A 22,885-nucleotide genomic window follows, 5' to 3' on the forward strand; every position below is an offset into this window, starting at 1 on the left:
GTAACAAATGATGAGTGAATGGGTTGTTTCAATCTTATTGTTAATTGGTGGTTGCTTTATTCTGATAGGCTCAATCGGTTTGGTTAAAATGCCTGATTTTTTTATGCGCCTGCATGGGCCCACCAAAGCGACGACACTGGGTATGGCTTCACTGTTAATAGCGGCGATGGTTTATTTTACTTTCACACACGATGGTGTAAGTGTAAAAGAAATTCTTATTTCTATCTTTTTGCTCATTACAGCACCTATCAGTGGTTACATGCTGATTAAATCGGCTATTCACCATAAATTACGCGCAAAAGAGGGCACCAAGGGCCAAGACAACATCGAAGAGGATTAGTCTGTAGTATTTATCAATATGTGATCTGCGCTCTTGGCTTTTATTGCACGGGCAGATCGCATAGAATGCCCCGTCATTTAGCACACTAGGTAAATAGATCATTATGCGAGTAGCACTTGGAGTAGAATACAACGGCGCCCGTTACAGTGGTTGGCAACGTCAATCACACGTCAATAGCGTACAGCAAGAAGTAGAAACAGCGTTGTCGCGTATTTGTAATCATCCTGTTGAGATTGTTTGTGCGGGTCGTACAGACGCAGGCGTTCATGGTACAGGCCAAGTCGTGCACTTTGATACTCATGCTGAACGCGAAATGGTCGCGTTTACGATGGGAATGAATACCCTATTACCAAAAGATATTTCTATTCGTTTTGCTAAGCCTGTTTCTGAAGATTTTCACGCACGTTTTAGTGCGACAGCACGCCGTTATCGTTATGTAATCTATAATTATACCTATCGCGGTGCCATTATGAGTGAAGGCGTTACTCATTTTCATCACCCATTAGACGAAACTAAAATGCAACAAGCCTGTCAGTATTTAATAGGTGAACACGACTTTACATCGTTCAGAGCACTGCATTGCCAAGCAAATACAGCAAATCGTACTATTCACCATTTGTCGGTAAAACGCCAAGGTGATTATGTGATCATTGATATTAAAGCCAATGCGTTTTTACATCACATGGTACGTAATATTACTGGTTGCTTGATGGACATTGGTTTACATAAGCATGAACCTGTTTGGTTAAAAGAGTTACTTGATTTAAAAGAGAGAGCCAAAGCCAGTGCGACAGCTAAAGCTGCGGGTCTTTATTTAGTGGATGTGGATTACCCTGAGCAGTTTGAGATCCCTAAAACACCATTAGGGCCTTTGTTTTTACCTGATTCAGACAGTTAACACTTGGTAGTACACTACTAAGACCAGTTTTTTATATCGTCTGCGGGTAATTCATGTTTTAATTGAAAAAATCTGTCTGTTTATTGGTTGTCAGAAATATCAATCAGTATTCCCAATTAAGCAGACTGCGACACAGAACAGTATTAAGAGAGTTGCAAATGAGTTGGTTAGAAAAAATCTTACCTAAAACGACTAAATCGTCAGGCCGAAAAGAAATCCCAGAAGGGGTTTGGGCAAAGTGTACAGACTGTGATTCAATTTTATATAAAGCAGAATTAGAAAAGTCACTTAACGTATGTCCAAAATGTGATCACCATATGCGTTTAAGTGGCCGTAAACGTCTTGAAAACTTTTTAGATGACGCTGATCGTCAAGAAATTGGTGCAGAGCACGAACCAAAAGACGTATTAAAGTTTAAAGATTCTAAAAAATACTCTGACCGTATTACCCAAGCACAAAAAGCAAGCGGCGAAAAAGACGCACTTGTGGCAATGAAAGGTCGCCTAAAAGGTATTCCTGTTGCTGCTGTTGCTTTTGAGTTCTCGTTTATGGGTGGCTCTATGGCGTCAGTAGTCGGTGCTCGTTTTGTTGAAGCTGTAGATCAATGTTTAGAGCATAATATGCCACTTATTTGTTTTTCAGCATCAGGCGGTGCCCGTATGCAAGAAGCACTTATGTCATTGATGCAAATGGCAAAAACAAGTGCTGCACTGGCGAAAATGAGCGAAAAAGGCTTACCGTTTATCTCAGTATTAACCGACCCAACAATGGGTGGTGTATCTGCGTCACTGGCAATGCTTGGTGATGTAAACGTTGCTGAACCAAAAGCACTTATTGGCTTTGCCGGCCCTCGTGTAATCGAGCAAACAGTCCGTGAAACTCTGCCTGAAGGTTTCCAACGCAGTGAGTTTTTGCTAGAGCACGGTGCAATCGACATGATTGTTGACCGTCGTGAAATGCGTGACACCCTTGCGCGTATCTTAGCGAAATTTATGAACTTGCCTTCTACTGAACAAGAGCATAGAGTAGCGTAAATTTCAGCTTAACTGATTAATCGCTATGACAGAAATCCTTCCTAGCCAATCATCAAGCCTTGATGATTGGCTTTGTTATTTAGAAAGTGTTCACCCTGCCAATATCGAGATGGGTCTAGAGCGCGTTGCTCGCGTTGCAAACCAAATTGGCTTACTCGATACACCGAGCAAAATAATCTTAATTGCAGGTACCAATGGTAAAGGCACCACAGCGCGTTGCCTAGAAAGCCTATTACTAGCACAAGGTTTTAGTGTGGGTACATATGCTTCTCCACACCTAATTCGTTACAACGAACGCGTACGTATTAATGGCCAAGAGCTTGATGACCAATTCCATGTTGATGCTTTCGATATGCTGGAAAAGGGCCGTGGTGAGACGCCACTGACGTATTTTGAGTACGGCACGTTAGGTGCACTGGCAATTTTTAAACGTTACGCTGTTGATTATGTATTGTTAGAAGTGGGTTTAGGTGGCCGCTATGATGCGACGAATATCGTGAACCCGCATGCTTGTGTGATCACAACTATCGATCTAGATCATAAAGAATACCTAGGCGATACTCGTGAACTTGTTGGGTATGATAAAGCTGGTATTTTCCGTACCAATACACCAGCTGTTGTTGGCGATTTAGCGATTCCGCATACAGTGACTGATTATGGTAATGAAATTAACGCTGATATGGTGTTATCTGGCCGTGATTTTAAATTCACTGAAGACAGTGAAGGTTTTAATTGGCAGTACAAAGGTAAAGATTGGCGCTTAGCTAAACCTGCGATCCCTTGTCAAAATGCTGCCACTGCGTTGACCTTATTGGCTAAACTTGACTTACTACCTAGTGAGCAACAAGTACGCGATTGTTTAGCTAATTTAACAGTTGAAGGACGTTTTCAGCAGCTAAATGAAAAGCCTCTTATTTTTACCGATGTGGCACATAACCCTGAATCGGCCCGTTATTTGGCGCGTAAATTAAGCGTGTATAAAGATCAAGGGTTTAAAATTCATGCATTAGTCGCTATGCTTGCAGATAAAGATAAAGTGGCAGCAATGTCAGCTGTGGCGGATGTTGTTCACGAGTGGTCGTTAGCCAGTTTAGATTGTTTTCGCGGCGATAAGGTTGAAAACCTTGCAAAGGCATTGGCTGAAACGACATCAACAGCGCCTAGTACGCAATATGACAGTGTTGAAACTGCGCTAGACACACTATTACCAAATGTAGACAATAACACCTTAGTAATTGTGTTTGGCTCATTTATAACCGTGGCTGCAGCAATCAGCTATTTTAAAAAATAGAGAGGAATTCGGTGAACGCAGGGTTTATTAATCGCTTAGTAGGGACCACCATTGTGGTTGTGGCGGCTATTGTCTTTATTCCAAATATTTTGGATGGAGAGAAAGTTCACTATACAGAAGGTTTTAAAGCAATTCCTGAACGCCCTGAGTTCACAACGATTGACTTACAAGATGAAATTGATAGTAAAGTTGCCTCTGCAGAGCAGCCTGCTGAAATACCTGTCGAAAATGCACAAGCGAATGATGCTGAGCTTACAGCAGAGCAAACTGAGCAATTTGATGATGCACCTAAAATGGTTGAAGCATCAACTCAAGATCCTGTTGAAGTTGTTAAAGTAGCCAAGCCAGTAGTAAAAACATCGGAGCCTGCTCGTAAGCCAGAAGAAAACCTCACGCAAATGGCTTATGTAATCCAATTAGGTAGTTTCTCACATGCGCCTAATGTAAAGTCGTTACTTGAAAAGCTCAAAGCGAATGGCTTTAAAACCTTTACTCGTCCAATCAAAACCCCGAATGGAACACTGACAAAAGTCTTTGTAGGTCCTTCACTTAGCAAGAAAGAGTTAGAAAGTAAGCTTGTTGAGTTAAAGCAGTTAACCAAGTTAAACGGCAAAGTTACTCAGTTTGAAATTACAAAATGATCTGGCAAAGGATACCCAAACCACCGGTAGATCCATGTTTCATCGCTATCACAGGGCTTTGAACTTAGGTCGAGGTAATCAGTAGTAGGTACCTTTCAAGTTGCCACAACACAGTAGTGGAAGCCCTGTGAAGCGCCCGAAGGGCATGGCTAAAACGCGTTTATTCTGCGTTATTGATTTTGACAAGGGGACACCATTGCCTACAATCAATGCCTTGCCTAAATGCGTTTTATCTCATGCTGAATTCTTGCATCCACAGGTGGTTTGGGTATAGAATGCGCCCCAAATTAACGACTAGTTGGTTCTTATGATCTGGGTTGATTACGCCATACTTGGCATTATTGCACTATCCACTATCATCGGCTTAATACGTGGCTTCGTAAAAGAAGCAATGTCATTAGCTGTATGGGCTGGTGCATTTATCATCTCTAGTTTGTTTTACCAATATTTAGCTTCCTTCCTAACAAGTATTTCAGAACCCCTTTTAAGAAATGCAGCCGCAATAGCCATATTATTCTTTGCGACACTCCTGTTGGGTGGATTACTAAACTATATTTTAGGTGAGCTTGTACAACGTACTGGTTTATCTGGCACCGACCGTGTATTCGGCATAGTGTTTGGTGCTCTTCGTGGCGTGTTGGTCGTAAGCGCGTTACTCTTCTTTCTTGATGCTTTTACCGGTGCACCTAATACGCACTGGTGGGGTAACTCTATTTTGATTCCAGAATTTGGCTTTGTTGTTGAGTGGTTCTTTTCGTACCTCGAAAACAACTCGAGCTTTTTAAATTCGGTAAACCGTTAATCGGCGAGGATAAATTTAATGTGTGGTATCGTTGGCATAGTCGGAACTTCTCCTGTTAATCAGGCGCTGTATGATGGCTTAACTGTTTTGCAACACCGCGGTCAAGATGCAGCTGGCATCATTACCATTGAAAATAATACGTTTAGCTTACGTAAAGCCAACGGCCTTGTGAAAGATGTGTTTCATACCCGTCACATGAAACGCCTTCAAGGTACGATTGGTATTGGTCATGTTCGTTATCCGACAGCTGGATCTTCTAGCTCGTCGGAAGCGCAACCTTTCTATGTTAACTCACCGTTTGGTATTGCACTTGCACACAATGGTAATTTAACAAACGCTGAAGCATTAAAAGAGCAATTATTTTCAGAAGCTCGCCGTCATGTTAATACAACATCTGACTCTGAAATATTACTTAATATCATGGCGCATGAGTTAAGTAAGTCTAATAAACTTAAACTCGATGCTGAAGATATCTTCACAGCAGTAACACAAGTAAATAACAAAGTAACGGGTGGTTACGCAACAATAGCAATGATTATCGGCCACGGTATTGTTGCCTTTCGTGACCCGAACGGTATTCGTCCGCTTGTATTTGGTAAGCGTGAAACAGCGAACGGTACTGAGTACATGTTTGCATCAGAAAGCGTTGCATTAAAAACAGATGGCTTTGAGTTTGTCCGCGATGTAGCGCCAGGTGAAGCTATTTACGTAACTGAAGAAGGTCAGCTTTTCTCACAAGCGTGTGCAGAAAAAGCAACGTATTCGCCGTGTATTTTTGAGTTCGTTTATTTTGCGCGACCAGATTCAACCATTGATCGTATGTCTGTTTATGCAACGCGTGTAAACATGGGGACTAAGTTAGGTGAAAAGATAGCACGTGAATGGGCTGATAAAGACATCGACGTGGTTATTCCAATCCCTGAAACGTCATGCGATGTGGCGCTTGAGATTGCATCAGCGCTTAACCTGCCATACCGTCAAGGTTTCGTTAAAAACCGTTACATTGGCCGTACCTTCATCATGCCAGGTCAAGAAATGCGTAAGAAGTCAGTTCGTCAAAAACTGAATGCCATTGACCGTGAGTTCAAGGGTAAAAACGTATTGCTTGTCGATGACTCAATTGTTCGTGGTACTACGTCAGCGCAAATCGTTGAGATGGCTCGTGAGTCGGGTGCAAAGAATGTTTATTTTGCATCAGCTGCACCAGAAATTCGTTTCCCGAATGTCTATGGAATTGACATGCCTTCGGCTGCTGAGTTAATTGCTCATGGTCGTGAAGTGGAAGATATTAATGCAAGCATTGGTGCTGATGGTCTCATTTTCCAGTCTCTTGATGATTTAATCTCAGCGGTGAGCCAAGAAAACCCTGAAATCACGCGTTTTGAAACCTCGGTATTCGATGGACAATATATAACGGGTGATATCGATCAAGAATATCTTAACCATATCGATCGTCTACGTAATGATTCTGCAAAATCAACGCGTGAAAACGCAATGTCTTCAGGTTTAGAATTACATAACCAAGAAGAAAACAGTGCAGACTAATTAGTTTTTAGACTAATACATGAAAAAGGAGCTAGATAGCTCCTTTTTTGCTTGTGGAAAGAAAGGAAATAATTTAGGTAAACATCGGGTGGACAATACCGTTTGTCCACAGAATTGCTGTCGCAGCAAGGATTATGACCAGTAGAATTAATCCGCAAGTGACCACTGAACTGGCATAAATAAAGCCTCGTTCTTCAGGAATGTGCATTAAAATTGGCACCCCAGTGTAGAGCAGGTAAACAGAGTAGGCGAGGGCTACAAGGCCTACACACACCACAAACCAAAGCTCTGGTAGAAACGCCGCAAATGAAGACATAAACACCGGCGTTGCTGTGTAAGCAGCAAGTTCTAGGGTTTGAGTAAAGGTAGGTTTTGCACCAAAGGTCACGGCCATCCAATGCGCCAAGTAAGCCAGTGCAAATACGCCAACTATAAGCGCAAAGTACATGGCTATCGCAATCAGAAGCGCGCTATCATGCGTTAAAAATACTGCCTCGCCAGAGCCAATGCTCCAACCTAGATGGACTGATGAATAATAGCCCATGATGGATGGAATACATGCAATGAGTAAGATGTGCGATAAGCTATAACGCAAGCTTTCATGGCGATTATCAATTGTTTGCCATTCTTCGAGTGGGTGGGCGTATAAGCCCCATAAGTGGTTCAAAATCATAATTGTTGCCCCTGTAAATAGGAATATGAGCTGTTTTATTTTTGTACAGCTTTGATTAAGTTATGGTCCACTTATTAAATATTGTCAAGAACCTGAAATACTGGAAGTGACGGGCCATGTATAAGTCTTTAGTACATATAGAAATTAGTTTTGCACTGATATGGGTCATAGAATGGCGGTGTATTTATATGGTAAAATCTAACCACGTTTATTGATGAGAATTTATTTAGTGCCTTACTCTGCTTTACTCGCTCCTATCCATTCTTTTTTAAAGTGTGAAACGCCAGATGAGTGGATTGCTGCGGCAATCAAACAAGAAAACTTAGATGTGGTATTAATTGATCACCTTATTTGTGAATTGAAAGCTGCTCAGTCAGCGATGTTTTTAATTCGTAAGTATGCAGTTGATAAAGAAAGTGGTGATGCATTACTTGCATGGCTAAAACCTTTTGAAACACTTATTTATAAACGAGAAGGGGATTGGCGAGAGCTTGCAGATAAAAACAAGCTAACTAAATCAATGATCCCAAAATCGAACTCGCCTTACGGGCAAGATCTGATTGATAAAATGGTCATGCTTATAAAAGAAGAGCTGCATCACTTTTATCAAGTGCTTGAGATCATGGATGAGTATGGTATTGAATATAAAAGCATTACGCCATGTCGCTACGCAAAGGGTATGCTGCGCCATGTAAAAACCTATGAGCCAGATGCGCTAGTCGATAAACTCATTATCGGTGCTTACATCGAAGCCCGCTCGTGTGAACGGTTTGCTAAGCTCGCTCCTCATGTTGATAAGCGGTTAGGGGATTTTTATATTTCATTACTGCGCTCAGAAGCCCGTCATTACCAAGATTACTTGACCCTTGCACAGGAAATCAGTGAATTTGATATTACCGAGCGTGTTGATTTTTTTGGTCAAATTGAGGCTGAGCTGATTGCAACGCCTGATGACGATTTTAAGTTTCACAGTGGCGTGCCAGTTTAAAAAGCGATGTAATCCAACAGCAAGGAGCGATTATTAACAAGCTCTTTGCTATCATTTTACTTTCTTATTTTATAAACCCTACCCCCAGCTATTTTCAAGAGCCTTATTCTTTATAAAAAAATAAATATTGACAATGCTGTAAATCTAAAATACCCATAAATGGTCCAAAGTATTGACGTATGTATTTTATAACCTTGATTAAAACAAAATGGATGACCCCTTGATATTGAGGGTAAGGAAATAAGATGAAATATAAGTTGATATTAATGTTGGCTGTGAGCGTATTGTTTATTGCAAATGATGCTGCAGCAGCACTTACAGAAGCAAAAGCGTGTGATACATGTGACTATAGAGAGGCACTGCGTATTGCAAAATTATATTATGAGAGGCCTAACTGTGAAGTTAGGAATTTAAATGATGGTAAGCCAGAGTTTGGGGTAACGACCTATCTTTGTAATATAACTTCAAAAGAGGTTATTGTCGCTAATGCACTGCAGCGAGTGGCGTTTAAATTTATAATTACTACAGAGCAACAAACCCAGTATAGTAAAACGGTAAAAGTCAAAGCAATAGATACTACACTCAATAGCGCTGAAGCCGCTGCACTTGATGACTTTTATGAGATAGATAGTGAATTTAGGCGGGCTGTGAATGAAGCCGGTACTGTTACAACTAACTCAACAGTGACTGTACATGCAGGAAACTGGGGGGATGATTCAACACGTTCCACGCTTGCTAGTTCTGATGAAAGTTGTGCCAATCACCCATCTTTTTATTTAACGAGCATTGATGCACGTAGAAGTATTAAAAAAGAAATGCATGCTCAAATAGCCACTCGCCTTGGTAAAGGTAGCTGGAATGAGTTTATTACTGATACTCAAGTGAAAGTTTCGGGGATTCATATTGGTAAAAATAGTGCAGGGATTTCACTTTCATTAAGCCACGATAAAGTCGGTGTGTATGCAACGCGTTCTTATGGTAATTCAAGTAATAAATTAGTGTTTAAAGTGGGTTATCATGGTCAATCAATAACTAATGGGGCAAGAGATCTGAATCTTACTTTCACTCTAGATAGAGGGGCTTCACTCGTTGATGGCATTGAAATTGGCACTTTTATGAGTGGCATCAATGTTACTTTAACAGATACACTTGTTTCTAATTGTTTAATCGAAAATTTAGAAAGTATTGAAGGTGCAACAACGCAAATGAGTTCGCCTGGAGGTGGTGGAATTGGCGGGATTGTTACAGGCCCAGGAGGGGGGACGCTTATTAGAGGGGGTGACTGTACTCGAGAAATAAATTATACAACCTGTTCGACCTCGGGTGGGGTGACAACTTGCACAAATAATTCCGTGAGCACTGGCTGTTAGGTTATTTTAGTATAGAGGCGTTATAGCCTCTATACTAAGCAAAATAAATGACTTACGAACTTGGCTAATTAAAATTTTTGCTAAGCAACGCTAAAACTTTGTCAGTTTGATTCGTGTCAAAATCATAACGTTTTAATATTTTTTCGGCGTCTCCATTTGCCACAATAGTTTGTAACCCTGTATATAAATCTTGCTGAAAATAGTCAGATTGAGGGTGATCTTTGGCCGTAATAACGTGTAACATTTGAGTTGATAGGAAAGGGGTGATGACCTTTATTTCCGAGTGTTTGAAATTTTGCAAGGTTTCGTTATTTTCTAACCAGTATAATGCGACTTCTTTTGTGCCGGCAACGAGGTCTACACGGCCATGTATTAAAAGGGTTAAGCTTTCTATTAGACTATGTGTTGTCGTAACCGCAAGTTGAGGGTGGTGTTCAAACTCCTCACTTATAACATAGTCTTCTCCTTTGCTGATTGTGTAAGGAGTCAGAGAGTATAAGGAACCTGAATAGGTAATCTCACTATCAGCACGTTTCAAAAGCACAATATCAGCTGTCGCAAGAGGTAGAGAATAGGTAAATATTTTCGCCCTTTTTAGGGTATAAAAAGCACCAATAACCGCGACACGTTTATGTCGCTGCGCAAGCTTTAATGCGCGAGCCCAATGAGTATACTCAATCTCTACATTTTTATTTTGACTTTTTAGTGCGCTAACAACGAGTTCATGAACCCAGCCCGGCTTTTCGTTGTTGTCGATAAGGAAAGGTGGGAATGGTTCTGTGACTAATCGCCAAGTTTGGCTATAAGGAGAAAAACTTAGCATTAAACAACAAAACAAACAGGTTAACCGAACAATCATGACACACGCTTTTTAGTAAAAACTCTATTCAAGCATAGTCAAAGTTTCTATTATTTAAAGTGGCGAGCTGATTAGCTCTTGATTAGCAGGTGTAACCCTTAGGTACGACCCTTGCTCATACCAATCACCGAGTACAGTGCGAGTCAATGTCTTATTATTTACCCTGTAGTGATGTACGTTGGGTCTGTGTGTATGACCGTGGATCATATTAGCAACCTGATGCTTTTCAAACATTGCTAATACCGCATCTTCAGTTACATCAAGGATTTCTAACGCTTTGCCAGCTTGGCTTTGTTTAGATTTTTCACGAGCGTTGCGGGCAATCTTTTTGCGATACCAAAGCGGCATAGCAAGCATTAGTTTAGGCCACCACCAACCACGACTTTTTTTGCGGAACTTTTGATATTCAACATCTTGGGTGCACATTTCATCGCCGTGCAAGATAACTGTTGGAGTGCCATATAAATCAATAACGACCTGCTCAGGCAATAAAGTCATACTCGCGCTTTTTGCATAGCCTTCTCGCATAATAAAATCGCGATTGCCATGAATAAAAAACACCTCTGTACCACTTTCACTTACTAGGCCTAAACGTGCGGCAACACTCTTTGAAAGATCAGTCTGATAGTCATCACCTACCCATACTTCAAAAAAGTCACCCAAAATATACAGTGCATCAACATCATCATTAATAATCTTGTTATCAAGAAAATCAAAAAATGCTGCGGTGATGTCAGGGCGGTTTTCTGTTAAATGGAGATCGGCAATAAAATAACTTTGTTTCATGGTTACTCGCAAAAAAGCGGGCAAAGGCCCGCTTAAAAAACTTAACGGTTAAATTAGCTAACCGTTACTTTTTCGATGATTACATCTTCAAGTGGTACGTCTTGGTGGAAACCAGCGCTGCCAGTTGCAACACCTTTGATTTTGTTTACCACGTCCATACCTTCAACAACTTCTGCAAACACGCAGTAGCCCCAGCCTTGTGATGTTTCACTGCTGAAGTTTAAGAAGTCATTGTCGTTAACGTTAATGAAGAACTGCGCAGTCGCTGAATGTGGATCCGGCGTACGTGCCATTGCCAATGTACCTACTTTATTCGCAAGGCCATTATTAGCTTCGTTTTCGATAGGGTTGTTTACTTCTTTTTGAACCATACCTGGCTCAAAACCACCGCCTTGTACCATAAAACCATCAATTACACGGTGAAAAATAGTACCGTTGTAAAAGCCAGAGTTTGCATACTCTAAAAAGTTTTTAACTGTGTTTGGTGCATCGCTTTCGTGCATCTTGATAGTGATGTCACCAAAGTTTGTGTGTAGTACAACCATGAGGTTTCCTATATCTGGTTTAATAATGGGGCTATTTTATAGTAGTTGCCTTGGATTAACAAAGTGCTTATTGAGACAGATTAACAAAGTGCTTATTCGATTGATAAAGCGCTAGAGCGGCGGCTTTGCAAGTGTTACCATAAAGAATCTCAAAACACCGTTAAGGACATTTTATAAATGGTACAAATTTACAACACACTTACGCGACAAAAAGAGCAGTTTAAACCCCTTGTTGATGGCAAAATCGACATGTACGTGTGTGGTATCACCATTTATGATTACTGTCACATCGGTCATGCCCGTACATTCGTCGGTTTTGACGTCATTGTTCGTTACCTTCGCCACATTGGTTATGACTTAAAATATGTTCGTAACATTACTGATGTTGACGATAAAATTATCAAGCGTGCTAATGAAAATGATGAGTCAATCAATGATTTAACCTTGCGTATGACCAAGGCGATGCATGAAGACTTTGATAGCTTAAATATGCTGCGTCCTGATGTTGAGCCTACAGTGACAAACCATATGGATGAAATCATCGCGATGGTTGAGCGTTTAATTACTAAAGGCCATGCGTATGTTGCAGCAGATGGCGACGTATTGTTTGATGTATCAACCTTTGAGCAATACGGCGCTTTATCGCAACAAGACCTAACCATGCTACAGGCTGGTTCTCGCGTTGAAGTTGCACAAGATAAGCAAGATCCACTTGATTTCGTACTTTGGAAAAAAGCCAAGCCTGGCGAGCCATCATGGTCATCACCATGGGGGGAAGGGCGTCCTGGTTGGCACATCGAATGTTCGGCAATGAGCTCTAAACACCTAGGTGAGCACTTTGATATTCACGGTGGTGGTTCAGATCTACAGTTCCCGCACCATGAAAACGAAATTGCTCAGTCATGCTGTGCAAATAACGGTAAATACGTGAATACGTGGATCCACACAGGTATGGTACAGGTTAATAAAGAGAAGATGTCTAAGTCATTAAACAACTTCTTTACCGTGCGTGATGTATTAAAAGAGTACGATGCTGAATCAGTTCGATACTTCTTAATTTCAGGTCATTACCGTAGCCAGCTTAACTATTCGCAAGAAAACCTTGAGCAAGCGCGCTCCTCTCTTGAGCGAATTTACACTGCACTGCGCGGCGTAACGCCAATTGAATGTGATTTAACAGGCAATGACTATGTGGCTAAATTCAGAAAGGCGATGGATGATGACTTCAACACCCCAGAAGCGCTACCTGTGTTATTTGAGTTAGCAAAAGAGCTAAACCGTGTTAAAGACAGCGATGCAGAGCAAGCAGGTAAACTTGCTTATGTACTGCGCAGTGTTGCAGAGGTATTAGGTGTTGCACAGCAAGATCCAGAAGCTTTTTTACAAGGTGGTCAAGCTGATGACGAAGTTGCACATATCGAAGGGTTAATCGCAAAACGTAATGAGGCCCGTGCTAGTAAAGATTGGGCGGCAGCTGATGAAGCCCGTGATGCATTGAATGCACTTGGTGTGGTACTGGAAGATTCTGCTGGCAAAACAACATGGCGTAAAGCATAAGTATCAATCTAAAATTACACATCAAAAGGTTGCCAATGTCGGCAACCTTTTTTGTTTTAAAAATTTATTTTTAATATTGACCTCAACTAAAGTTGAGGTTTTACCTTGGCGTTACTTTGCTTTAACAAGGACTGACTTTGAATATCTTACTTGCCATGATCCCTGCCTTTTTATGGGGTACCACTTACGCAGTAACTAAATATGCCACACCAGATTGGCCACCATTGTTATTAGGCGCAGTGCGTGCATTACCTGCAGGGTTATTACTTTTATTGCTTAAACCTAGTTTACCGACCCGCTCTCAGTGGCCAAGTTTATTGACCTTAGGCGCTGTGAATATTGCGCTGTTTTTTGCGTTTATTTTTATTATGGCAGTGAATCTTCCTGCTGCCATTGCTGGGGTAGGGATGGTGTCTGTGCCTGTTGTGGCTTTGTTATATGCTTGGCTTACGAAAGGGCAGCGCCCTGCAAAAATTCAAGCACTCTGCGCTATGACGCTGGTGGTATTGGCGTGGTTGTTGTTTGACCCAGCACACGTAGCATTGAATGTATTGGGAGTGGCTGCTTTATTTGGGGCTTTACTTACTATTGTGATTGGTAGCACCTTAGTACAAAGTTTGTCGGTGCATATACATTGGTGGGTTGTACTTACCTGGCAGTTAATCATTGGCGGCACTATTTTATTATTGGCTGCGTTTATTGATGGCAGTTTACTTCACTCAGAGCAATACCAAGTGGTATTTGAGCCTATCTCAACGCTGCAATATTCTGCATTCTTTTGGTTAATCGTGCCCAATACCGCCATCGCCTATATACTGTATGTGTGGTTATTAGGGCGTATGACTGTTGCTGAGTTTTCATTCGGGACTATTGCAAACCCAATTGCGGGTATCGTATGTGCTGTTATTTTACTTAGCGAGCAATACCAAGATTGGCAATACTTGATTATGGCCATGATGATCGTATTTTCAGTACTGCCACAGATGTTGAAGGTTATTCGTTCTAGTAGACAAAAAGCATAAACAAAAAGGGCTGCCAATTGGCAGCCCTTTTACAAAACTTAGCGTTTAGCTGTGATATTTTTCACAAGCTTCAAGCGTATTTTCGATTAAGCTTGCCACAGTCATCGGGCCAACACCACCAGGTACAGGCGTGATAAAATGTGCTTTTTGTTCTGCTACATCGTATTCAACGTCACCAACAAGCTTACCCGAATCAAGACGATTAATGCCCACATCAATCACAATGGCACCCTCTTTAACCCAGTCACCCGGAATAAACTCAGGCTTTCCAACCGCAACAACTAATAAATCAGCGCGGCGAACATGCGTTTCTAAATCTTGAGTAAACTTGTGACACACCGTTGTTGTACAGCCTGCAAGTAAAAGTTCAAGTGACATAGGGCGACCAACAATGTTTGATGCGCCAACAACCACAGCATGCATGCCTTTGTAACGAACACCTGTAGAGTCGAGTAGGGTGATGATCCCCTTTGGCGTACAAGGACGAAGTGCAGGCATACGCTGCGCTAAGCGACCAATATTATACGGGTGGAAACCATCAACGTCTTTGTGAGGAGTGATACGCTCAAGAATTTTTTCAGCATCAAGGCCTTGCGGTAAAGGTAATTGAACTAAAATACCGTCTACTTCTTTGTCTTCGTTTAGTTGATCTATTAATGCAAGTAAATCTTGTTCAGTGGTGTCGCCAGGTAAATCATAAGACTTAGATACAAAGCCGACTTCTTCACATGCTTTACGTTTAGAACCAACATACACTTGGCTTGCTGGATCTTGACCTACTAACACGACTGCGAGTCCTGGAGCACGTAATCCGTTCGCTACACGCTCTGCAACGCGTTCTGCTACATTGCTGCGTACTTGTTTAGCTATTGCCTTACCATCGATGATGTTTGCCGTCATGGGTGACCTTTCATTGGGGTTAGTTAACTTGATACTGATACATTTAAATATGATTATCCGATAAAGGGGTGTGGATAAATAAATCATATTTATTTTATGTTGCGTATTTTCGCAGAAAAGCATCATAGCGCCAAGATGCAATCTTATATAAAGCGTCGATTTATAAAAAAGAGTCCAAATTTTAGCTTATATTTGCAATATTTAACCATTATGAACTAAAAGTGACCGATTGAATTATTTTCTTAAAAAAATGTTTGACCTAACCCAGCCAAATCACTATTATGCACCCCGTTGTTAACGAGGTCACTCGCAAACAATAGTAAGCATCGGCGATTAGCGCAGTTTGGTAGCGCACTTGGTTTGGGTCCAAGGGGTCGCAGGTTCAAATCCTGCATCGCCGACCACTTCTTCTTTAAGAAGCGGTGCTTACAGGCAAACTTTTGAAGTTTTCGATGCGCCCGTAGCTCAGCTGGATAGAGCAACGCCCTTCTAAGGCGTTGGTCGAAGGTTCGAATCCTTCCGGGTGCGCCATTTGAAAATATGTAAATGCCGTGGTGATTGTAGCTCAGTTGGTAGAGCCCCGGATTGTGATTCCGGTTGTCGTGGGTTCGAGCCCCATCAGTCACCCCAATTTACTCTAAGATATCGGCGATTAGCGCAGTTTGGTAGCGCACTTGGTTTGGGTCCAAGGGGTCGCAGGTTCAAATCCTGCATCGCCGACCACTTTTAGAAAGTTAAAGGTCGAAGAGCGATTGGTTTGGGTATATCCAATTCAGTCGAAGGTACAAATCCTGCATCGCCGACCACTATAAATTGTGGTATTTATTTTCAAAACTTCTCTCAGTATCGGCGATTAGCGCAGTTTGGTAGCGCACTTGGTTTGGGTCCAAGGGGTCGCAGGTTCAAATCCTGCATCGCCGACCACTTTTAGAAAGTTCAAGGTCAAAGAACGATTGATTTGGGTATATCCAATTCAGTCGCAGGTGCAAATTTTGCATCGCCGACCACTTTTAAGCTTTAATTCCTCGCTAAAAGCTTCTTAAATTCATATTTCATACCTTCAAACCAGCTTAATTCATCGTTGTTATTTTACTGCGTTCGTTTTTTACGCATTTGAACGCTGATTGCTGCTATATACGCCAAATAATTGCCCCCTAGACTCGACTATCATAAATATTAGGTTATAATGCCGCGTCTATTGTTTAACATAGTGCCCATAGAGGCAAAGCAGCAATGGTATCTCATGGTTACAATGCGCCGTTTTAAGTTGAAATTTTCAGCGTTAAAACTTGCTATCACTCATAGAGATCACCTTGTTTGTAAGGAAGGCGAACAGTCGCCAAAATTGAAGATTGAGGTAAATCATGCAAGTTTCTGTTGAGACGACTCAAGGCCTTGAGCGCCGTCTGACCATCACCGTTCCTGCAGAGAACGTTGAGACTGAAGTAAAAAAACGCTTACAACAACTGTCTAAAACCCAGCGTATCGATGGTTTCCGTCCTGGTAAAGTACCAGCGTCTATCATCAACAAGCGTTACGGTGCAGCAGTACGTCAAGAAGTTGCTGGCGAATTAATGCAACGCAACTACATTGAAGCAATCGTTTCAGAGAAAATTAACCCAGCAGGTGCGCCTACTTTCGCGCCAAAAGCGTTAGAAGCTGGTAAAGATTTAGAATTCGATGCAACTTTCGAAGTTTACCCAGAAGTTGAAATCCAAGGTTTAGATAAAATCGCTGTTGAAAAACCAGCTGTTTCTGTCACTGATGAAGACTTAGCTAACATGCTAGAAACGTTACGTAAGCAACATGCTTCGTGGACTGAAGTTGACGCAGCTGCAGGTGAAAATGACCGTGTAACTATCGATTTCGTTGGTTCTATCGACGGTGAAGAGTTTGAAGGTGGTAAAGCTGAAGACTTCCCTCTAGAACTTGGTCAAGGTCGTATGATCCCAGGTTTTGAAGACAACATCGTTGGCAAAAAAGCGGGCGAAGAAGTTGTTGCTGAAGTAACTTTCCCTGAAGAGTACCACGCTGAAAACTTGAAAGGTAAAGCGGCTTCTTTCACAATTACTGTGAAAAAAGTTGAAACTCAAGAGCTTCCTGAGCTTAATGATGAGTTCGCAACTAAATTCGGTGTAGCTGAAGGCGGTGTTGACGCTCTTAAAGAAGAAGTTAAAAAGAACATGACGCGTGAGCTTGACCAAGCGGTTAAAGCTAACGTTAAAGATCAAGCAATCAAAGGTCTTTTAGAAAATAACGAAATCGAAGTGCCAAAAGCGCTAGTAGATCAAGAAATTGATGCTCTACGTCAGCAAGCTGCACAACGTTTCGGTGGCGACGCTAAAAACATGCCTGAGCTTCCAGCTGAGCTTTTCCACGAGCAAGCTATTACTCGCGTTAAAACTGGCCTATTATTAGGTGAAGTTATCAAGGCGAACGAGCTTAAAGTTGATGATGCTAAAGTTGAAGAGCTAATTGCAACGGTTGCATCTGCATATGAAGATCCAACTGAAGTTGTAGAATACTACAAAGCAAACGATCAGCTTATGCAACAAATGCGCAACGTTGCTATGGAAGAGCAAGCAGTTGAAGCAATTCTAGCTAAAGCAAACGTGACTGACGTTGAAAAAGCATTCGACGACATCATGAATCCACAGCAAGGTGCTTAATAAGTCATTGACTTAAGCTCTCGCTAGCGATTAAATGGCTCGTGTTACTCTGTATTTATACAGCGTACCCGGGCCATTTTAGTTTGTGGATATTAGTTTCACAAAAACCAACAATGCTGATGTTATTGCAGAACTTTGTTCGACGAGGATTGAATTTGTTCTGATAAGTTCCTATATAGTTTAAAAGATTAAATAGATAGCTTTATTAATATTAGTATAAATGTGCTTTCCTTATTGTAAGGATGAGTCGCAGCGGATAAGGAATTAAACAAGAATGAACAGCGGTATGATAGACCCTCTAAACGCATTAGTCCCTATGGTTGTTGAGCAAACAGCGAAAGGTGAGCGCTCATATGATATATACTCTCGTCTTTTAAAAGAGCGCATTATTTTCTTAACTGGCCAAGTTGAAGATAACATGGCAAACCTGATTCTTGCGCAAATGCTATTTTTAGAATCAGAAAACCCAGAAAAAGATATTTATCTTTACATTAATTCGCCTGGTGGTTCAGTGACTGCTGGTATGGCAATTTACGATACAATGAATTTTATCAAACCGGATGTAAGCACAATTTGTGTCGGTCAAGCGGCAAGCATGGGTGCATTTTTGCTTTCAGGTGGTGCTAAAGGTAAGCGTTTCTGTTTACCAAATTCACGTGTCATGATCCACCAACCATTAGGTGGTTTCCAAGGTCAGGCATCTGATTTTGAAATCCATGCGCGTGAAATTCTGTCAATTAAAGATAAGCTAAACCGTTTAATGGCTGAGCATACGGGGCAACCGTTAGATGTTGTATCGCGCGATACTGACCGCGATAACTTCATGACTGCTAGTGAAGCAGTTGAATATGGCTTAGTCGACTCGGTATTCACGAATCGTGAAACTAAGTAACCTGAATAGCTAGTAATTACGTATTATTAGCTATCACCTTTACTATGCGAAAACTAAAAATCTTTGATATAGTTACACATAGTGAATTAGCAGCAGATAGATGCTGCTACCAACGTAATAAAAGAGGTAGCTGAATGTCTGACACTCCTACAGACGGCGACAAAAGTAATAAATTGTTATACTGCTCTTTTTGTGGCAAAAGCCAGCATGAAGTACGTAAGTTAATTGCCGGTCCTTCAGTATACATTTGTGATGAATGTGTTGAGCTGTGTAACGATATTATCAGGGAAGAAATCAAAGACATTGCGCCTAAGCACAACGCGTCTGATAAACTGCCTGTACCAAAAGAGATTCGTAATCACTTAGATGACTATGTAATTGGCCAAGATCACGCGAAGAAAGTGTTATCTGTTGCAGTTTACAATCATTACAAGCGTCTACGTAATCAAACTATCAACCCAGATATCGAATTGGGTAAAAGTAATATCTTGCTAATTGGTCCTACGGGCAGTGGTAAAACACTTCTAGCTGAGACAATGGCACGTTTACTTGATGTACCATTTACTATGGCTGATGCGACTACGCTAACTGAAGCCGGTTATGTAGGTGAAGACGTTGAAAATATCATTCAAAAGCTACTGCAAAAGTGTGATTACGACGTAGAAAAAGCACAACGTGGTATCGTTTATATTGATGAAATTGATAAAATTTCACGTAAATCAGATAACCCGTCAATCACCCGCGATGTGTCTGGTGAAGGTGTTCAACAAGCTTTACTTAAATTAATCGAAGGTACGGTTGCATCAGTACCACCACAAGGTGGTCGTAAGCATCCGCAGCAAGAGTTTTTACAAGTTGACACATCTAAGATCTTATTTATCTGTGGCGGTGCATTTGCAGGCTTAGATAAAGTGATTGAACAGCGTAGTCATAAGAACACAGGTATTGGTTTTGGTGCTGAGGTTAAAAACTCATCAGGAAGCCGCAGCTTAAGTGAGACATTTAAAGATGTTGAGCCAGAAGATCTTGTAAAATATGGTTTAATCCCAGAGTTTATTGGTCGTCTACCTGTTGTTGCAACATTGACTGAACTTGATGAAGCCGCGCTTATTCAAATCCTTAGCGAGCCTAAAAATGCGTTAACAAAACAGTTTTCAGCACTTTTCGCGATGGAAGATGTTGAGCTTGAGTTCCGCGAAGATGCTTTATCAGCGATTGCACATAAAGCAATGGAGCGTAAAACAGGTGCACGTGGCTTACGCTCGATTGTTGAAGGTGTGTTACTCGATACTATGTATGAGCTGCCATCAATGGATGAAGTAAGCAAAGTTGTTATCGATGAAACAGTGATAAAAGGTGAGTCTGATCCAATTTTGATTTACCAAAGTGGTAATCAAGATAAAGCAGCATCAGAGTAATCTCCTGATAGTTCAAATATTAAGCAGTTAAGCATTAAAAAGGAGCCAAAGGCTCCTTTTTTTATAAATTTGTTGAACTTTCCCTTACATATCCCCATATACTTGAGTAATCTTTAAAATAAATGAAGTGCGAAGAGAATATAATGACGCTTGAGAGAACAGATCGAGTCGAAATCCCCGTGTTGGCACTGCGCGATGTCGTGGTCTATCCACACATGGTGATCCCGCTTTTTGTTGGTCGTGAAAAATCAATAAAATGCCTAGAAGCGGCGATGGACAAGGACAAACAAATTTTCCTAGTGGCGCAAAAAGACGCCTCAGTTGATGATCCGCAGCAAGATGATATTTACCGTGTGGGTACTATTGCCACAGTACTTCAGTTATTAAAGCTACCTGATGGCACCGTTAAAGTGCTTGTCGAAGGAACACAACGCGCAAGTGTAGAGAAGTTTCTAGATAATGATGATTTCTTTGTTGCAGAAGCGCAGTTCATTGAATCAAGCCATATCGACGAGCAAGAACAAGATATCTTCATTCGCAGCGCAATCAGCCAGTTTGAAGGCTATGTAAAGCTAAATAAGAAAATTCCACCAGAAGTACTTACTTCTGTGTCAGGTATCGATGAAGCTGCACGTCTGGCTGATACTATGGCGGCACATATGCCACTTAAGGTACCTGAAAAGCAAAAAGTGCTTGAGATTGCCGATGTAACAGAGCGTCTTGAGTACTTAATGGCGTTGATGGAAGGCGAGATAGATTTATTGCAAGTTGAGAAGAAAATTCGTACCCGCGTGAAAAAGCAGATGGAAAAATCGCAGCGCGAGTATTACCTCAACGAGCAAATGAAAGCCATCCAAAAAGAACTCGGTGAGCTTGATGATGTACCGGATGAATTCGAAGCGCTGAAAAAGCGTATTGAAGAGTCGGGCATGCCAAAAGAAGCACAAGAAAAAGCGAACGCTGAGCTTGCTAAGTTAAAAATGATGTCGCCAATGTCGGCAGAAGCGACTGTTGTGCGCTCGTACATTGATACATTAATCAATGTGCCTTGGAAAAAACGCTCAAAAGTGAAAAAAGACTTAGCGGGTGCGCAAAAGATTCTAGATACCGACCATTACGGCTTAGATAAAGTGAAAGAACGCATTATTGAGTATCTTGCTGTGCAGCAACGTACCAATAAGTTAAAAGGCCCTATTTTATGTTTAGTAGGACCTCCAGGTGTGGGTAAAACCTCATTGGGTCAGTCAATCGCGCGTTCTACAGGCCGTAAATATGTGCGTATGGCATTAGGCGGCGTACGTGATGAAGCTGAAATCCGTGGTCACCGCCGTACTTACATTGGCTCTATGCCTGGCAAGTTAATCCAGAATATGACCAAAGTGGGTGTGAAGAATCCATTATTCTTATTAGATGAAATTGATAAGATGTCATCGGATATGCGCGGAGACCCTGCTTCAGCATTACTTGAGGTGCTCGATCCAGAGCAAAATAGCCATTTTGCTGATCATTACCTTGAAGTGGATTACGACTTATCAGATGTTATGTTTGTTGCCACCTCAAACAGCTTTAATATCCCAGGTCCATTACTGGATCGTATGGAAGTGATTCGTTTATCGGGTTATACCGAAGATGAAAAGCTGAATATCGCAAAACAACACTTAATTCCAAAACAAGTGAAGCGTAACGGTTTAAAAGAGTCTGAGGTTGAGATAGCAGACAGTGCGATTATTGGTATTATTCGTTATTACACACGCGAAGCGGGCGTTCGTAACTTAGAACGTGAAGTATCAAAACTATGCCGTAAAGCGGTTAAGAATATCTTGCTTGATAAAGGCACCAAAAAGGTACTTATCGACGATAACAACCTTGAAGAATTCTTAGGTGTACAACGCTTTGACTATGGTAAAGCAGAAGATGGTGACCGCATTGGCCAAGTAACGGGCCTTGCGTGGACTGAAGTAGGTGGAGATTTACTGACTATCGAATCAGCTGCCGTACCGGGTAAAGGCAAGCTAACTTATACCGGTTCTTTGGGTGATGTAATGCAAGAGTCAATTCAGGCAGCGATGACGGTCGTTCGTAATCGTGCTGAGAAACTACGCATTAATAGCGACTTTTACGAAAAGCGTGATATTCATGTGCATGTACCTGAAGGCGCAACACCAAAAGATGGCCCAAGTGCGGGTATTGCCATGGTGACAGGCTTAGTATCGAGCTTAACTGGGAACCCTGTACGCTCTGATGTCGCCATGACTGGTGAAATTACGCTTCGCGGTGAAGTATTACCAATTGGCGGCCTTAAAGAAAAGCTACTTGCAGCACATCGTGGTGGAATTAAAACTGTTATTATTCCAAAAATTAACGAACGTGACTTAAAAGAGATCCCTGATAACGTATTAGAGGGCCTTGAAATTCACCCAGTTACTTGGATTGATGACGTTTTAAAACTGGCTTTAAAGCACCCAGTTGAGAGTTTTTCTGTCGAAACTGAAAAAAACCAGTAAAAAACCGCAAAAAAGTGCATTTAGGGGCTTTTCAAATACCAAAGGTATGATAAGTTAAGCACTAGTTTTCAAGCCTAGGCCTTATGTGGCCTAGGGTTGAGAAAAATATAATAAACTGAGCATAAACTTAATTTGCTCATAAATTTTCAAA

20 protein-coding genes and 5 tRNA genes are annotated in these 22,885 nt (G+C 41.4%); 20 read left to right on the forward strand and 5 right to left on the reverse strand.

Translation table 11 applies throughout. The features are described from left to right. The first annotated feature begins 7 nt into the window (after nucleotides 1-7). From PAARA_RS15070 to purF, 7 genes are all read left to right on the forward strand, one after another. Nucleotides 8-340 carry a Na+/H+ antiporter subunit G gene (locus PAARA_RS15070; RefSeq protein ID WP_062569833.1) on the forward strand — a complete coding sequence of 111 codons (333 nt, stop codon included), beginning with the start codon at nucleotides 8-10 and terminating at the stop codon, nucleotides 338-340. Nucleotides 341-443: 103 nt separating this feature from the next. Next, entirely contained in the window at nucleotides 444-1,238 is a 795-nt protein-coding gene (gene truA, locus PAARA_RS15075) for a tRNA pseudouridine(38-40) synthase TruA (RefSeq protein ID WP_062569834.1), read from the forward strand. A 158-nt stretch (nucleotides 1,239-1,396) separates the two neighbouring features. Beyond that, a complete protein-coding gene (gene accD, locus PAARA_RS15080; RefSeq protein ID WP_062569835.1) occupies nucleotides 1,397-2,272 on the forward strand; it encodes an acetyl-CoA carboxylase, carboxyltransferase subunit beta in 876 nt (291 codons plus the stop codon). Nucleotides 2,273-2,297: 25 nt separating this feature from the next. Continuing rightward, nucleotides 2,298-3,563 carry a bifunctional tetrahydrofolate synthase/dihydrofolate synthase gene (folC, locus tag PAARA_RS15085; RefSeq protein WP_062569836.1) on the forward strand — a complete coding sequence of 422 codons (1,266 nt, stop codon included), beginning with the start codon at nucleotides 2,298-2,300 and terminating at the stop codon, nucleotides 3,561-3,563. Nucleotides 3,564-3,574: 11 nt separating this feature from the next. After that, nucleotides 3,575-4,204 (forward strand): SPOR domain-containing protein, encoded by a 630-nt coding sequence (locus PAARA_RS15090; RefSeq protein WP_062569837.1) that lies wholly within the window; start codon nucleotides 3,575-3,577, stop codon nucleotides 4,202-4,204. Nucleotides 4,205-4,511: 307 nt separating this feature from the next. Beyond that, nucleotides 4,512-5,006, forward strand: coding sequence for a CvpA family protein (locus PAARA_RS15095; protein WP_036969851.1), 495 nt, complete (start codon nucleotides 4,512-4,514; stop codon nucleotides 5,004-5,006). A gap of 18 nt (nucleotides 5,007-5,024) precedes the next feature. Then, nucleotides 5,025-6,551, forward strand: coding sequence for an amidophosphoribosyltransferase (gene purF, locus PAARA_RS15100; protein ID WP_062569838.1), 1,527 nt, complete (start codon nucleotides 5,025-5,027; stop codon nucleotides 6,549-6,551). A 73-nt stretch (nucleotides 6,552-6,624) separates the two neighbouring features. Here purF and PAARA_RS15105 read toward each other — a convergent pair whose 3' ends face one another. Then, on the reverse strand, nucleotides 6,625-7,224 hold the full coding sequence (locus tag PAARA_RS15105; RefSeq protein WP_062569839.1) for a Yip1 family protein: 600 nt from the start codon (nucleotides 7,222-7,224) through the stop codon (nucleotides 6,625-6,627). Nucleotides 7,225-7,453: 229 nt separating this feature from the next. On the opposite strand from PAARA_RS15105, the gene miaE reads away from it, so the two are divergent. Then, nucleotides 7,454-8,212, forward strand: coding sequence for a tRNA isopentenyl-2-thiomethyl-A-37 hydroxylase MiaE (miaE, locus tag PAARA_RS15110; RefSeq protein WP_062570042.1), 759 nt, complete (start codon nucleotides 7,454-7,456; stop codon nucleotides 8,210-8,212). Between the two features lie 245 nt (nucleotides 8,213-8,457). Beyond that, the gene (locus tag PAARA_RS15115) at nucleotides 8,458-9,582 is read left to right on the forward strand and encodes a hypothetical protein (RefSeq protein WP_062569840.1); all 1,125 of its coding nucleotides are present in this window, start codon (nucleotides 8,458-8,460) and stop codon (nucleotides 9,580-9,582) included. 64 nt (nucleotides 9,583-9,646) lie between these two features. On the opposite strand, the gene PAARA_RS15120 is transcribed toward PAARA_RS15115, so the two are convergent. The 3 genes from PAARA_RS15120 to PAARA_RS15130 all read right to left on the reverse strand — a co-directional run bounded on the left by PAARA_RS15120 (nucleotide 9,647) and on the right by PAARA_RS15130 (nucleotide 11,772). Then, nucleotides 9,647-10,405 carry a substrate-binding periplasmic protein gene (locus PAARA_RS15120; RefSeq protein ID WP_167346346.1) on the reverse strand — a complete coding sequence of 253 codons (759 nt, stop codon included), beginning with the start codon at nucleotides 10,403-10,405 and terminating at the stop codon, nucleotides 9,647-9,649. A gap of 90 nt (nucleotides 10,406-10,495) precedes the next feature. Continuing rightward, nucleotides 10,496-11,227 carry a UDP-2,3-diacylglucosamine diphosphatase gene (locus tag PAARA_RS15125; RefSeq protein ID WP_062569842.1) on the reverse strand — a complete coding sequence of 244 codons (732 nt, stop codon included), beginning with the start codon at nucleotides 11,225-11,227 and terminating at the stop codon, nucleotides 10,496-10,498. Between the two features lie 53 nt (nucleotides 11,228-11,280). Beyond that, a complete protein-coding gene (locus PAARA_RS15130; protein ID WP_062569843.1) occupies nucleotides 11,281-11,772 on the reverse strand; it encodes a peptidylprolyl isomerase in 492 nt (163 codons plus the stop codon). 177 nt (nucleotides 11,773-11,949) lie between these two features. On the opposite strand from PAARA_RS15130, the gene cysS reads away from it, so the two are divergent. Next, nucleotides 11,950-13,329 (forward strand): cysteine--tRNA ligase, encoded by a 1,380-nt coding sequence (gene cysS / locus PAARA_RS15135; RefSeq protein WP_062569844.1) that lies wholly within the window; start codon nucleotides 11,950-11,952, stop codon nucleotides 13,327-13,329. Between the two features lie 137 nt (nucleotides 13,330-13,466). Continuing rightward, on the forward strand, nucleotides 13,467-14,351 hold the full coding sequence (locus PAARA_RS15140) for a DMT family transporter (RefSeq protein ID WP_062569845.1): 885 nt from the start codon (nucleotides 13,467-13,469) through the stop codon (nucleotides 14,349-14,351). 45 nt (nucleotides 14,352-14,396) lie between these two features. Here the strand turns inward: PAARA_RS15140 and folD are convergent, their stop codons facing one another. Continuing rightward, nucleotides 14,397-15,251, reverse strand: a complete 855-nt coding sequence (gene folD / locus PAARA_RS15145) for a bifunctional methylenetetrahydrofolate dehydrogenase/methenyltetrahydrofolate cyclohydrolase FolD (protein WP_062569846.1) — start codon at nucleotides 15,249-15,251, stop codon at nucleotides 14,397-14,399. 327 nt (nucleotides 15,252-15,578) lie between these two features. Here folD and PAARA_RS15150 point away from each other — a divergent pair. The 9 genes from PAARA_RS15150 (at nucleotide 15,579) to lon (ending at nucleotide 22,734) form a co-directional block, all read left to right on the forward strand. Continuing rightward, a tRNA-Pro gene (locus PAARA_RS15150) sits at nucleotides 15,579-15,655 on the forward strand. 50 nt (nucleotides 15,656-15,705) lie between these two features. After that, nucleotides 15,706-15,782: transfer RNA gene (locus tag PAARA_RS15155), tRNA-Arg, on the forward strand. Nucleotides 15,783-15,805: 23 nt separating this feature from the next. Next, nucleotides 15,806-15,881, forward strand: a tRNA-His gene (locus PAARA_RS15160). A gap of 16 nt (nucleotides 15,882-15,897) precedes the next feature. Then, nucleotides 15,898-15,974: transfer RNA gene (locus PAARA_RS15165), tRNA-Pro, on the forward strand. Nucleotides 15,975-16,098: 124 nt separating this feature from the next. Continuing rightward, nucleotides 16,099-16,175, forward strand: a tRNA-Pro gene (locus PAARA_RS15170). Nucleotides 16,176-16,615: 440 nt separating this feature from the next. After that, nucleotides 16,616-17,920, forward strand: coding sequence for a trigger factor (tig, locus tag PAARA_RS15180; protein WP_062569848.1), 1,305 nt, complete (start codon nucleotides 16,616-16,618; stop codon nucleotides 17,918-17,920). Nucleotides 17,921-18,194: 274 nt separating this feature from the next. Further along, entirely contained in the window at nucleotides 18,195-18,812 is a 618-nt protein-coding gene (clpP, locus tag PAARA_RS15185; protein WP_062569849.1) for an ATP-dependent Clp endopeptidase proteolytic subunit ClpP, read from the forward strand. 134 nt (nucleotides 18,813-18,946) lie between these two features. After that, entirely contained in the window at nucleotides 18,947-20,230 is a 1,284-nt protein-coding gene (clpX, locus tag PAARA_RS15190; RefSeq protein WP_062569850.1) for an ATP-dependent protease ATP-binding subunit ClpX, read from the forward strand. Nucleotides 20,231-20,373: 143 nt separating this feature from the next. Beyond that, a complete protein-coding gene (lon, locus tag PAARA_RS15195) occupies nucleotides 20,374-22,734 on the forward strand; it encodes an endopeptidase La (protein ID WP_062569851.1) in 2,361 nt (786 codons plus the stop codon). The last annotated feature ends 151 nt before the right edge of the window (nucleotides 22,735-22,885 follow it).

Origin of the sequence: Pseudoalteromonas arabiensis, assembly GCF_001550155.1 — a bacterium.
GTDB classification, from domain to species: domain Bacteria; phylum Pseudomonadota; class Gammaproteobacteria; order Enterobacterales; family Alteromonadaceae; genus Pseudoalteromonas; species Pseudoalteromonas arabiensis.

What these genes read in the sequence shown, in the direction of transcription:
- PAARA_RS15070 (WP_062569833.1), top strand. Translation starts at nt 8, where the DNA reads ATGATGAGTGAATGGGTTGTTTCAATCTTATTGTTAATTGGTGGTTGC.
- truA (WP_062569834.1), top strand. Translation starts at nt 444, where the DNA reads ATGCGAGTAGCACTTGGAGTAGAATACAACGGCGCCCGTTACAGTGGT.
- accD (WP_062569835.1), top strand. Translation starts at nt 1,397, where the DNA reads ATGAGTTGGTTAGAAAAAATCTTACCTAAAACGACTAAATCGTCAGGC.
- folC (WP_062569836.1), top strand. Translation starts at nt 2,298, where the DNA reads ATGACAGAAATCCTTCCTAGCCAATCATCAAGCCTTGATGATTGGCTT.
- PAARA_RS15095 (WP_036969851.1), top strand. Translation starts at nt 4,512, where the DNA reads ATGATCTGGGTTGATTACGCCATACTTGGCATTATTGCACTATCCACT.
- purF (WP_062569838.1), top strand. Translation starts at nt 5,025, where the DNA reads ATGTGTGGTATCGTTGGCATAGTCGGAACTTCTCCTGTTAATCAGGCG.
- PAARA_RS15105 (WP_062569839.1), bottom strand. Translation starts at nt 7,224, where the DNA reads ATGATTTTGAACCACTTATGGGGCTTATACGCCCACCCACTCGAAGAA.
- PAARA_RS15115 (WP_062569840.1), top strand. Translation starts at nt 8,458, where the DNA reads ATGAAATATAAGTTGATATTAATGTTGGCTGTGAGCGTATTGTTTATT.
- PAARA_RS15120 (WP_167346346.1), bottom strand. Translation starts at nt 10,405, where the DNA reads ATGCTAAGTTTTTCTCCTTATAGCCAAACTTGGCGATTAGTCACAGAA.
- PAARA_RS15125 (WP_062569842.1), bottom strand. Translation starts at nt 11,227, where the DNA reads ATGAAACAAAGTTATTTTATTGCCGATCTCCATTTAACAGAAAACCGC.
- PAARA_RS15130 (WP_062569843.1), bottom strand. Translation starts at nt 11,772, where the DNA reads ATGGTTGTACTACACACAAACTTTGGTGACATCACTATCAAGATGCAC.
- cysS (WP_062569844.1), top strand. Translation starts at nt 11,950, where the DNA reads ATGGTACAAATTTACAACACACTTACGCGACAAAAAGAGCAGTTTAAA.
- folD (WP_062569846.1), bottom strand. Translation starts at nt 15,251, where the DNA reads ATGACGGCAAACATCATCGATGGTAAGGCAATAGCTAAACAAGTACGC.
- tig (WP_062569848.1), top strand. Translation starts at nt 16,616, where the DNA reads ATGCAAGTTTCTGTTGAGACGACTCAAGGCCTTGAGCGCCGTCTGACC.
- clpP (WP_062569849.1), top strand. Translation starts at nt 18,195, where the DNA reads ATGAACAGCGGTATGATAGACCCTCTAAACGCATTAGTCCCTATGGTT.
- clpX (WP_062569850.1), top strand. Translation starts at nt 18,947, where the DNA reads ATGTCTGACACTCCTACAGACGGCGACAAAAGTAATAAATTGTTATAC.
- lon (WP_062569851.1), top strand. Translation starts at nt 20,374, where the DNA reads ATGACGCTTGAGAGAACAGATCGAGTCGAAATCCCCGTGTTGGCACTG.